Annotated in this window: 7 protein-coding genes and 4 tRNA genes; 7 read left to right on the forward strand and 4 right to left on the reverse strand. The window is 58.5% G+C overall.

Translation table 11 applies throughout. The features are described from left to right. Positions 1–70: 70 nt before the first annotated feature. Positions 71–1435 (forward strand): DNA recombination protein RmuC, encoded by a 1365-nt coding sequence (gene rmuC / locus EQV90_RS07210; protein ID WP_177412972.1) that lies wholly within the window; start codon positions 71–73, stop codon positions 1433–1435. A 98-nt stretch (positions 1436–1533) separates the two neighbouring features. On the opposite strand, the gene EQV90_RS07215 is transcribed toward rmuC, so the two are convergent. After that, the gene (locus EQV90_RS07215; RefSeq protein WP_003442704.1) at positions 1534–5004 is read right to left on the reverse strand and encodes a PAS domain-containing hybrid sensor histidine kinase/response regulator; all 3471 of its coding nucleotides are present in this window, start codon (positions 5002–5004) and stop codon (positions 1534–1536) included. Between the two features lie 238 nt (positions 5005–5242). On the opposite strand from EQV90_RS07215, the gene EQV90_RS07220 reads away from it, so the two are divergent. Then, the gene (locus EQV90_RS07220) at positions 5243–6394 is read left to right on the forward strand and encodes a TDT family transporter (protein ID WP_010655765.1); all 1152 of its coding nucleotides are present in this window, start codon (positions 5243–5245) and stop codon (positions 6392–6394) included. Between the two features lie 133 nt (positions 6395–6527). Then, positions 6528–8402, forward strand: a complete 1875-nt coding sequence (locus EQV90_RS07225; RefSeq protein ID WP_240877960.1) for an MFS transporter — start codon at positions 6528–6530, stop codon at positions 8400–8402. 71 nt (positions 8403–8473) lie between these two features. Here the strand turns inward: EQV90_RS07225 and sugE are convergent, their stop codons facing one another. The 3 genes from sugE to rdgC form a co-directional block, all read right to left on the reverse strand. Beyond that, positions 8474–8788, reverse strand: a complete 315-nt coding sequence (gene sugE, locus EQV90_RS07230; protein ID WP_003442696.1) for a quaternary ammonium compound efflux SMR transporter SugE — start codon at positions 8786–8788, stop codon at positions 8474–8476. 118 nt (positions 8789–8906) lie between these two features. Further along, on the reverse strand, positions 8907–9872 hold the full coding sequence (locus EQV90_RS07235) for a bile acid:sodium symporter family protein (protein WP_010655767.1): 966 nt from the start codon (positions 9870–9872) through the stop codon (positions 8907–8909). Positions 9873–9944: 72 nt separating this feature from the next. Continuing rightward, a complete protein-coding gene (gene rdgC / locus EQV90_RS07240; protein ID WP_003442690.1) occupies positions 9945–10865 on the reverse strand; it encodes a recombination-associated protein RdgC in 921 nt (306 codons plus the stop codon). 160 nt (positions 10866–11025) lie between these two features. On the opposite strand from rdgC, the gene EQV90_RS07245 reads away from it, so the two are divergent. From EQV90_RS07245 to EQV90_RS07260, 4 genes are all read left to right on the forward strand, one after another. Then, positions 11026–11101: transfer RNA gene (locus EQV90_RS07245), tRNA-Val, on the forward strand. 19 nt (positions 11102–11120) lie between these two features. Beyond that, positions 11121–11197, forward strand: a tRNA-Asp gene (locus tag EQV90_RS07250). A gap of 219 nt (positions 11198–11416) precedes the next feature. Further along, positions 11417–11492 (forward strand) — tRNA-Val (locus EQV90_RS07255). Between the two features lie 19 nt (positions 11493–11511). Next, positions 11512–11588 (forward strand) — tRNA-Asp (locus EQV90_RS07260). Positions 11589–11607: the final 19 nt, after the last annotated feature.

The following is an 11607-nucleotide window of genomic DNA, read 5'->3' on the forward strand; positions in this document are numbered from 1 at the left end:
AGGTGTGCCGCTGCTGGCAGTTTTATGGCAGGTGCAGCGTCGCGCCAGTAGCCTTGATGCAGAGCTGGCGATGTTCAGCGAGCGCCTGAGTACGGCGCAGTTGGCCCAGGAAGGCCTGAGCGCCCAACTGGATGCCAGTCGCGATGAAATCAGTGATCTGGGCCAGGCCAATGCGGCCAAGCAGGCAGAGCTCGCGGCATTGCGGCGAGAGGTCGAGTTGTTGCAGCTGGAGCGTGACAATACCCGCGATGCAGCCCATGCCTGGAGCCTGGAGCGCAGCCAGAAAGAAACCGAGTTAAGGCGTCTGGACGCGCATGGGGCCGCCCTGGCCGCTGAACTGCGGGAGCAGCAAGACAGCCATCAACAACGATTGAACGATCTGCAAGGCTCCCGTGATGAGTTGCGGGCTCAATTTGCGGAACTGGCCGGCAAGATTTTCGATGAGCGCGAGCAGCGTTTCGCCGACACCAGCAGTGAACGCCTGGGGCAGTTGCTCGACCCCCTCAAAGAGCGCATCCAGTCGTTTGAAAAGCGGGTCGAAGAAAGCTATCAGCAAGAAGCCCGGGAACGATTTTCCTTGGGTAAAGAGCTGGAGCGTCTGCAGCAGCTCAACCTGCGCCTGAGTGATGAAGCCACCAACCTGACCCGGGCCCTGAAAGGTCAGAAAACCCAGGGCAACTGGGGGGAGCTGATTCTGGAACGGGTGCTTGAACATGCCGGGCTTGAGAAAGGCCGCGAGTACCAGACCCAGGTCAGCCTCAAGGGACCGGACGGCGAGCGTTTTCAGCCCGATGTCCTGATCATGCTGCCGGGTGACAAGCAGGTGGTGGTCGACTCCAAGGTCAGCCTCACGGCGTATCAGCAATATGTAGGGGCAGATGACGAGGTCATCGGCCAGGCGGCACTCAAACAGCATGTACTGTCGTTGCGCAATCATGTGAAGGGGCTGGCCGGTAAGGACTACAAGCGACTCGAGGGGCTGCACAGTCTGGACTTCGTGTTGCTGTTTGTACCGATCGAAGCGGCCTTTTCCGCCGCGTTGCAAGCCGAGCCCAATCTGTTTCAGGAAGCATTCGATCGCAATATCGTGATTGTCAGCCCGACCACCTTGCTCGCGACCTTGCGGGTCATTGACAGCCTGTGGAAGCAGGAGCGGCAAAGTCAGAACGCGCGGGAAATTGCCGAGCGGGCAGGCTGGCTATATGACAAATTCGTGCTGTTTATTCAGGATCTGGATGAGGTCGGCAATCGACTGCAGCAACTGGATAAAGCCTATGCCGCCGCGCGTAACAAGCTGACAGAAGGTCGGGGCAACCTCGTCAGTCGCAGCGAACAGCTCAAACTGCTGGGCGCAAGGGCCAGTAAAAGCCTGCCGGCAGACCTGCTGGAACGGGCGATGACCGATGTGGATGGCGTGGCGCACCCGGCTGAGTGAGCGGGGATGGTATCTCTGTAGTCGCTGCCTGGGCCCCGTTGCAAAACCCAAGGCCCTTCGGTCCTTTCGGCAGCGACTACAGATTTAATACGGCGTGATCACAGCGGCACATGCCGACTCAGCAGGGCCCGCAATACTGCGGGTTTTACCGGCTTGGGCAGATACTCCAGACCTGCGGCATGCACTTCGGCAATCATCTCCGGGCGTCCATCAGCGCTGATCACCACTCCAGGCACTGGCTCCCCCAGCTGGGCCCGCAGCCAGCGCATCAGGTCGGTTCCCACTTCGCCGTCATCCAGATGGTAATCAACCAGCACCAGCTGTGGACGTACGCCCTCATTGAGCAGGGCCGCGCATTCGTCACGATTGCGTGCGGTCCAGACCCGGCAGCCCCAGCGTGTCAGCAAGCTCTGCATGCCGATCAGAATGCTGTCTTCGTTATCGATGCACAGCACTTGGGCGCCATTGACCGGCTGACCATTTTGCTCCGCAGCCACGGGCTGTGGCGCAGCCTGGGTCCTGGCCAGCGGCACCCTGACACTGAACACGCTGCCTTTTCCCTGCCATGAACGCACTTGCAAACTGTGCCCCAGCACGTGGCACAAGCCGTCGGCAATCGCCAGGCCCAGGCCCAGGCCTTTTTCGGCGCGGGTCTGGTGGCTGTCCAGGCGTTTGAACTCTTCAAAAATGACTTGCAGCTTGTCGGCAGGAATACCCGGTCCGCGATCCCACACTTCAAGGCACAGCTCTCCCCCGCGGCGGCGTACGCCCAGCAACACCGGACCTTTGGCGTAGCGGAAGGCATTGGTCAGGAAGTTCTGCAAGATGCGCCGCAGCAGCTTGATATCGCTACTGACGCGCAAACGACTGCTGCGAACCCTGAAACTCAGGCCTTGTTCCTGCGCTTGGGCGGTGAATTCATTGCCCAGGGTCTCAAACAGGTCATTCAGTGCAAAAGGCTTGATGTCCGGAGTTATTTTTCCGTTTTCCAGGCGCGAAATATCCAGCAGGTCACTGATCAGGTCTTCGGCGGAACGCAAGGAACTGTCCAGATGCTGCACCAGTTTCTGCGCTTCCGGACTCAGCCCTTCATCCTGGTGGGACAGCGCGGAGGAGAACAGGCGTGCCGCATTCATGGGCTGCATCAGGTCATGGCTGACGGCTGCCAGAAAACGGGTCTTGGACTGGTTGGCCGCTTCGGCCACGCCTTTGGCGTCGGTCAGCTCCTGATTAAGCTGCGACAACTCATGGGTGCGCTCGGCCACCCGTTGCTCAAGACCTTCGTTGGCCTCGGTCAGCGCCTGCTCGGCTTCGCGGAACGCCGTAATGTCGGTGAAGCTCATGACAAAACCGCCGCCCGGCATGGGGTTGCCAATCAGTTCGATCACCCGGCCATTGGGGAACAGACGTTCGGATGTATGTGCCCGGCCTTGACGCATCCAGTGCAGGCGGCGGGCCACATGCACTTCGGCTTCACCGGGGCCGCACAGGCCGCGCTCAGCATTGTGGCGAATGATGTCGGCAATCGGCCGTCCTACGCTGATCAGCCCGTCCGGATAGTTGAACAATTCCAGATAGCGACGATTCCAGGCCACCAGCTTGAGCGACTGGTCGACCACGCTAATCCCCTGGGTGATGTTTTCAATGGCGCCCTGCAGTAATGCGCGGTTGAACTGCAGCACTTCCGATGCTTCGTCGGCAATGCGTACCACGTCTTCGAGCTGCATCTCCCGACCTTCAATGGCCGCTTTGACCACCGCCCGGGTAGAAGAGGCGCCGAGTACCCCGGCCAGCAGGCGCTCGGTGTGGGCGATCCATTCGCCATTGGCATTCTGGTTCGGATTAAAGCCTTTGCCCTGGCGATAGGCGAAACGGATGAAGCTCTGGTGGGCACGTTCCTCGCCGACAAAACGCGCCGCGAGGGCCAGCAAGTCGTTGATCTGCACCGCGAGCATGGAGCGTCCGCTAGGGTGACTGCTCAGCTCCTGGCCGATAAAGCGTCCGGCTTGCCAGTGCTCCGAAACCCGGGTGCGCGACAGCACCGAAACCCAGGCAAACAGAGTGAAGTTACCGGCCAGCGACAACACCACGCCTTGGGTCAATGGTGTGATCGACAGCCCCAGCGGGTTGCTGTGCAGCCAGGTCAGACCCGGGAAAAGGCTCAAAGGCCAGCCGGCACTGTGGGCGATGAGCGGCAGCACCAGGGTGTAGAACCAAATGAAGGTACCGGTGGCAAGGCCGGCAAATACGCCCCGGCGGTTGGCTTGCTTCCAGTACAGGGCGCCGAGCATGGCAGGGGCCAACTGGGTGACTGCGGCGAAGGCAATCTGGCCGATGGTGGCCAGGCTCGCCGTGGAGCCCAGCAGGCGGTAACTCACATACGCCAGCAGCAAGATCACCACAATCGTTACGCGGCGTACCGAAAGCATCCAGTGGCGGAACACCTCGAACGGGCGCTCGGCGTTTTTGTGGCGCAGCAGCCAGGGCAGCAGCATGTCGTTGGAGACCATGGTCGACAGTGCCACGCTGGCGACGATCACCATGCCGGTGGCCGCCGATGCGCCGCCAATAAATGCCAGCAATGCCAGTGCCGGGTGAGCCTGGGCCAGTGGCAGGCTGATCACGAACGAATCCGGCAGCACCGAGCTGGGCAGCAGCATTTGTCCGGCCAGTGCAATCGGCACCACGAACAGGCCGGCCAGAATCAAATAGGCCGGAAACACCCATTTGGCCAGTTGCAGGTCCTGCGGCTCGATATTCTCGACCACGGTTACGTGAAACTGTCGGGGCAGGCAGATGATTGCCATCATTGCCACGCCGGTTTGTACCACCATCGACGGCCAGTTGATGGTTTCCTTCCAGTACTGCTCAAGGCGCGGTGCAAGCATGGCCTGGTTGAAAAGATCGTCGAAACCGTCATACAGGCCGTAGGTCACAAAGGCACCTACGGCAAGAAAGGCGAACAGTTTGACCAGCGACTCGAAGGCAATCGCCAGCACCATGCCGCGGTGGTGTTCGGTGGCATCGAGGTTGCGCGTGCCGAATACGATAGTGAACAGCGCCAGAATCAGGGTCACAATCAGGGCCGTGTCCTGGGCGCGGGTCCCCGTGGCGTCTGCTCCGGCACCGATCAGCAGATTCACGCCGAGCACAATGCCCTTGAGCTGCAGGGCGATGTAGGGCAGCACGCCCACCAGACAGATCAGTGCCACCACAATCGCCAGAGATTGGGACTTCCCGTAGCGCGCGGCAATAAAGTCGGCAATCGAGGTGATGTTCTCCTGCTTGCTGATCAGCACCATCTTTTGCAGGACCCAGGGCGCGCACACCAGCAGCAGCACCGGCCCCAGGTAAATCGGCAAAAAGGCCCAAAGCTGCTCGGCGGCCTGGCCGACGGCGCCGAAGAATGTCCAGCTGGTGCAGTACACCGCCAGCGACAAGCTATACACCCACGCGCGGACCCGCGGCGGCAGCGGTTTGCTGCGCCGGTCACCATAAAAGGCAATGGCAAACATAATGGCCATATAGGCCAGGGCGACGGCGGCAATGAGCCCGCTGGACAGCGACATGGTGACTCCTGGAGGTGTAAGGCCACAGCAATCCGGCTGTGGCGGGCTAGTCTCGCATGATGTTTATGCGCCGTCAGTGTCGACCATGGTCTGATCGCGGCCAAGGGTCGCAGGGTTTGCAGCGGGATGCAGTGACGAATATCTGCAAAATAGATAAGTGTTAGAGAAATTACCCGTTATATAGATATTCGATTTGGTTCTACTCTAATTTCACCTCATGAGAGGAAAGGAGGAACCCATGACTTGCCCAAACAAAGCCCAGCCCGGATTTCGGCCATTCAGCCAGTTGCAGCACCCCCGTGAAGTGATTCGCCAGTTCACCCCGAACTGGTTTGCAGCCACCATGGGGACGGGGGTTCTGGCGTTGGCGTTGGCCCAGTTGCCGGTGCATATCCCCGGCATGCATGTCTTTGCCGAAGGGTTGTGGCTGTTCAATATCGGTTTGTTCATTCTGTTCAGCGTGCTCTATGGCGCGCGCTGGGTGCTGTACTTCGACGAAGCGCGGCGGATTTTCGGGCACTCCACCGTGTCGATGTTTTTCGGCACCATTCCCATGGGGCTGGCGACCATCATCAATGGTTTTCTGGTGTTTGGAGTCCCGCGTTGGGGCAGCGACATGGTGCAGGTGGCCGAGTTTTTGTGGTGGATAGATGTAGCCATGGCCCTGGGTTTCGGGGTGATCATCCCGTACCTGATGTTCACCCGGCAGGACCACAGCATTGATCAAATGACCGCGGTCTGGTTGCTGCCAGTGGTGGCGGCGGAGGTAGCCGCGGCCAGCGGCGGGCTGTTGGCACCGCATTTGAGCGACACTCTCGCGCAGTTTCATGTGTTGATTACCAGCTATGTACTGTGGGCGTTCTCGGTACCGGTGGCGTTCAGCATTCTGACTATTCTGATTTTGCGCATGGCACTGCATAAACTGCCCCACGAAAGCATGGCCGCTTCAAGCTGGCTGGCTTTGGGGCCGATCGGCACTGGCGCCCTGGGTTTGCTGCTGCTGGGTAGCGATGCTCCGGCGATTTTCGCGGCCAATGGCCTGGGCCGGGTCGGTGAAATTGTCGAGGGCCTGGGCCTTATCTCTGGCGTGATCCTGTGGGGCGTGGGCTTGTGGTGGATTGTGATGGCTTTGATGATCACGGTGCGCTACTTCCGGGCGGGTATCCCGTTCAATCTTGGCTGGTGGGGCTTTACCTTCCCGCTGGGCGTGTACTCATTGGCCACTTTGCGTCTGGGCAGCGTTCTGCATCTGGCATTTTTTGATATTGCCGGCTGCGTGCTGGTGGTGATGCTGGTGCTGATGTGGTTGATCGTTGGTACGCGAACCGTGAAGGGTGCCTACCGTGGCGAGTTGTTTGTGTCGCCCTGCATCGCCGGGTTGAAGAAGTAGATACGGCGCTCAGGTTCTGTGCGAAATGGCAGAACAGGCTGATTTAGTACAGAACCTGAGCAAGCTTGTGCCCTGAGTGATACAACGGCCCTCCAATGAGAAAGCCGTTCGGCGCAACGTGAGTACATGGATGATGAGTCACCCCTCGCAGTTCAGTTTGCTGAGGAAGCGCCGCTTCCTGCCCTTCTTCGTGACCCAGTCCCTGGGCGCACTCAATGACAACCTGTTTAAACAGTCGCTGATTCTGGCCATCCTTTACAAATTGAACATCGAAGGTGATCGCGGGATCTGGATCAACCTGTGTGCGCTGCTCTTTATAGTGCCGTTCTTTTTGTTTTCGGCACTGGCCGGGCAGTTTGGCGAAAAGTACCCGAAGGATCGTTTGATCCGTCTGATTAAACTGGGCGAGATTGCGATCATGGTTGTGGGTGCCATCGGCTTTGCCTTCGATCACCTGGCGTTGATGCTGGTGGCGCTGTTCGCGATGGGGACCCACTCGGCACTGTTTGGGCCGGTGAAGTATTCGATACTGCCGCAGACCTTGCATGAAGACGAGTTGGTGGGCGGCAATGGCCTGGTCGAGATGGGCACTTTTCTGTCGATTCTGGCCGGCACCATTGGTGCCGGGATCATGCTCTCATCCAGCAACTACACGGCGATTGTGTCCGTGGTGATAGTGTCGGTCGCAGTGCTCGGCTATCTGGCCAGTCGCGCAATTCCGCGGGCGGCGGCGGACACCCCGGACCTGAAGTTGAACTGGAATATCTTCAGCGAGTCCTGGGCCACCTTACGGATGGGGTTGAACCAGACGCCTGCGGTGTCGCGTTCTGTAGTCGGAAACTCATGGTTCTGGTTTGTCGGCGCGATTTACCTGACGCAGATCCCGGCCTACGCCAAAGAGTGGCTGTATGGCGATGAAACCGTGGTCACCCTGATTCTTACGGTGTTTTCGGTGGGGATTGCGCTGGGCTCGATGCTCTGTGAAAAGCTCTCGGGACATAAGGTCGAGATTGGCCTGGTGCCCTTTGGCTCGTTTGGTCTGACCCTGTTTGGCTTGTTGCTGTGGTGGCATTCGGGGCACATGCCACAAAACATTCAAGCCAATGACTGGCTGGGCGTGCTGGGCTTCAGTCAGGCCTGGTGGGTACTGTTGGATATTCTCGGCCTAGGCGTGTTCGGCGGCTTCTACATTGTGCCGCTGTATGCGCTGATTCAGTCGCGCACGGCCGAAAACGAGCGGGCCCGGGTGATTGCGGCCAACAACATCCTCAATGCGCTATTCATGGTGGTGTCGGCAATTGTCACCATCCTGCTGCTGAGCGTGGCCAGGCTGACGATTCCCGAGCTGTTCCTCGTGGTCTCGTTGATGAATATCGCGGTCAACACTTATATCTTCAAAATCGTCCCTGAATTCAGCATGCGTTTCATGATCTGGCTGCTCGGCCATTCCATGTACCGGGTGGAGCACAAGAATCTGCAGCTGATTCCGGATGAAGGCGCCGCGTTGCTGGTGTGTAACCACGTTTCGTTTGTCGATGCGCTCTTGATTGGTGGTGCTGTACGTCGGCCGATTCGCTTTGTGATGTATTACAAAATCTACAACTTGCCGGTACTCAACTTTATCTTTCGCACTGCGGGCACGATTCTGATTGCCGGGCGGGCTGAAGATGAAGCGATTTATGAGAAAGCCTTCAGCCGCATTGCCAGATATCTGGAAGATGGCGAATTAGTGTGCATCTTTCCCGAGGGCAAGTTGACCACCGATGGCGAGATTGGTGAGTTCAAGGCCGGGGTGACGCGGATTCTGGAGCACACGCCGGTGCCGGTGATTCCGCTGGCGCTGCAGGGGTTGTGGGGCAGCTTCTTCAGCCGGGATCCGCACAAGGGTTTTTTCCATCGACTCTGGTCGCGGGTGACATTGGTTGCAGGTGCACCGATACCGGCCAGTGAGGCCAGTCAAAAGCTGTTGCGCGAAAGGGTCTGTGAGCTGCGGGCGCAGAAGAGGTAGATAGTGCTGGCGGGGCGGGAAGCGGTTTGCCGGCGATGGCGTCGATGCCATCGCCGGCAAATTGTGCCGGATCAAGTGCTTATTTTGAGACCGACCAGGCCGGCAATGATCAGCGCAACACTGGCCAGTCGGAACAGCGCCATGGATTCGCCAAACAGGATGATCCCGGCGATCACGGTACCGACTGCACCTACCCCGGTCCATATGGCGTAGGCAGTGCCCAGCGGCAGGTCTTTCATGGCCAGCCCGAGCAAGCCGAGGCTGATAATCATGGCGCCGACCGTCAGGGCCGTCGGCAGCGGGCGACTGAAGCCGTCGGTGTATTTGAGGCCTACGGCCCAGCCAACTTCAAACAGGCCGGCGAAAAACAGAATAATCCAGGGCATTGCAATCTCCATCAACGGATGGGGCCGTCCCCAGAAAAATCACTCGATGAGTCGCGAGGTCGTCCTCGCAGTGCGCAGTATATTGCACATGATTGATCTGATAGACAACCCCGAAGCGTTAGTTGGTAACAGTTTTTTCTGCCGCGAGGCGGTCTTCTTTCTCGCTCATGCGTCGGAAGTACGTCGAAAGCAGTGCCCCTGAGATGTTGTGCCAAACGCTGAACAGCGCACTGGGTACCGCCGCCAGAGGCGAAAAGTGCGCGCTGGCCAGGGCGGCTCCCAGGCCGGAGTTCTGCATGCCGACTTCCAGAGCCAGGGATTTACGCTGGGCCAGGGGCAGTTTGAACAGGCGGCCGGTAAAGTAGCCAAGCAAATAGCCGAAGCTGTTGTGCAGTATGACCACGGCCATGATCAGCAAACCGGACTTGGCGATCTGGGCCTGACTGGCCGCCACCACGGCCGCCACGATAATCACGATGCTGATCACCGAAACCAGCGGTAGTACGTCCACCGCGAAGCGTACGCGGGCGCCAAGCAGTCGCTGGGCCACAACCCCCAGTACGATCGGCAGCAAAACCACCTGCAGAATCGACCAGAACAGTTCCATGAACGAAACCGGAAGCCATGCCGAAGCCAGCAACCAGATCAGCGCCGGCGTCAGTAGCGGAGCGAGCAGGGTGGTGACGGCAGCAATGGCAACAGACAGGGCCAGGTCGCCCCGGGCCAGCCAGGTCATGACATTGGACGAGGTGCCGCTCGGGCAGCAGCCGACGAGAATCACGCCAACGGCAATTTCGGGCGGCAGGTGGAAAACCTGGCACAGCAACCACGCCACACCGGGCATGATCACGAAATGAGCAACCACGCCCAGTGCCACGCGCCACGGGTGGCGGGCAACTTCGGCGAAGTCTTCGAGTTTGAGGGTCAGGCCCATGCCGAACATCACCAGGCCCAGCAGCGGCACGATGAAGCCTTTAAGGCCGACAAACCAGGCGGGTTCAAGAAACGCCAGTACGGCGAATATCAGTACCCAATAAGCAAAGGTATTACCGACAAAGCGGCTTAAAGCAGCAAGTGCGCGCATGGTGTTCCTTTATTGTGATTATGGGATATCCCCTGCAGTAGCACGCTCGCTCCAGCAGGGGATATGGGTGAGTCAGATTCCCTGGGGAATCTCTTCGCCACCCAGTGCTTCAAACAGCTGCGGCAAGAACTCGCCGAATGTCAGCATCATCAGGGTGAAACTGGCGTCCTGCTGGCCCAGGTCGTCGTCACCGCCGTCCTGTTCAGCCTGGTCTTGCAGCAGGTCTTCAAACTTGAGGCGTTTGACCACCAGTTTGTCGTCCAGTACGAATGACAGCTTGTCCTGCCAGGCCAGTGACAGTTGAGTCACGACTTTTCCGGTGCTCAGATGCAGCTGGATTTCGTCGCTGGTCAGGTCCTGACGTTTGCAGCGAATGATGCCGCCGTCTTCGTGGGTATCGCGCAACTCGCATTCATCAAGGACAAAGAAGTTGTCGGCAGCTTTTTGGGTTTTGACCCATTCGGTCATGACCGCGCTTGGAGCCATTTTCACCGCCAGCGGGCGAACCGGTAATGAACCGATGACTTCCCGCAGGGTGGAGAGCAAGTCTTCGGCACGTTTAGGGCTCGAAGCATTAACCAGGATCAGGCCCTGTTTAGGGGCAATGGCAGCAAAGGTTGCCGAGCGACGAATAAAGGCGCGGGGCAAGAAGGCCTGGATGATTTCATCCTTGAGCTGATCGCGCTCCTTCTTATAGACCTTGCGCATTTGTTCGGCTTCGATCTCTTCGACCTTGTCCTTTAATGCATCACGAACAACGCTGCCCGGCAGGATGCGTTCTTCTTTACGGGCCGCGATCAGCAGGAAGTCCTGGCTGACGTGAACCAGCGGTGCGTCCTCACCTTTACCGAAAGGGGCAACGAAACCGTAGGTGGCTAATTCCTGGCTTGAACACGAGCGGGCCGGTTTGGTGGCCAGTGCAGTTTCCAGCACCTGCGCATCAAAAGGCAGATCTTGGGTCAGGCGATAGATAAGCAGGTTTTTGAACCACATGGGGTGAATCACTCCTATATACAAAGCAGGCATTATTCGCTTCATGGAGCCATAGGCCAACCCTGCGCTAACCCTTTGGCAGGCTTAGAAAAATTATTTTAAAAAGTGCTTGCCAGACTATAGGTCGCTCCGTAGAATGCGCGCCACACCGAGAGTGAAAGGGTGATTAGCTCAGCTGGGAGAGCATCTGCCTTACAAGCAGAGGGTCGGCGGTTCGATCCCGTCATCACCCACCATTCGCTCACAGTGTTACGCGCAGCGGTAGTTCAGTCGGTTAGAATACCGGCCTGTCACGCCGGGGGTCGCGGGTTCGAGTCCCGTCCGCTGCGCCATATTTTTACCACAAGCCCCTTGAACGCTTGTGGTTGGGGAAAGCCCGCTGAATGCGGGTTTTTTCTTGAAAGTCTTCGGTTCTGCAGTTCGCTGCCGGATCAAAGTGCAGGACGCAGGAAACGGAAGTTTTTACCGGGTTTTGAAAAAAACTTGAATAAAAACAACCACTTACACGAAAAGTGTGAGAGAATGCGCCCCGCAACGAGAGTGAAGTGAAAGGGTGATTAGCTCAGCTGGGAGAGCATCTGCCTTACAAGCAGAGGGTCGGCGGTTCGATCCCGTCATCACCCACCATTCGCTTTCAGTGTTACGCGCAGCGGTAGTTCAGTCGGTTAGAATACCGGCCTGTCACGCCGGGGGTCGCGGGTTCGAGTCCCGTCCGCTGCGCCATATTAGAGTCACAAGCCCC

It is taken from the genome of Pseudomonas sp. TMW22089 (assembly GCF_022496645.1).
Taxonomy (GTDB): domain Bacteria; phylum Pseudomonadota; class Gammaproteobacteria; order Pseudomonadales; family Pseudomonadaceae; genus Aquipseudomonas; species Aquipseudomonas paraversuta.

Bases quoted from the DNA above. Each gene is read 5' to 3' on its own strand.
- EQV90_RS07225 (WP_240877960.1), top strand. From the start codon at position 6,528: ATGAGTCACCCCTCGCAGTTCAGTTTGCTGAGGAAGCGCCGCTTCCTG.
- rmuC (WP_177412972.1), top strand. From the start codon at position 71: ATGTTCAGCGAGCGCCTGAGTACGGCGCAGTTGGCCCAGGAAGGCCTG.
- rdgC (WP_003442690.1), bottom strand. From the start codon at position 10,865: ATGTGGTTCAAAAACCTGCTTATCTATCGCCTGACCCAAGATCTGCCT.
- EQV90_RS07235 (WP_010655767.1), bottom strand. From the start codon at position 9,872: ATGCGCGCACTTGCTGCTTTAAGCCGCTTTGTCGGTAATACCTTTGCT.
- sugE (WP_003442696.1), bottom strand. From the start codon at position 8,788: ATGCCCTGGATTATTCTGTTTTTCGCCGGCCTGTTTGAAGTTGGCTGG.
- EQV90_RS07220 (WP_010655765.1), top strand. From the start codon at position 5,243: ATGACTTGCCCAAACAAAGCCCAGCCCGGATTTCGGCCATTCAGCCAG.
- EQV90_RS07215 (WP_003442704.1), bottom strand. From the start codon at position 5,004: ATGTCGCTGTCCAGCGGGCTCATTGCCGCCGTCGCCCTGGCCTATATG.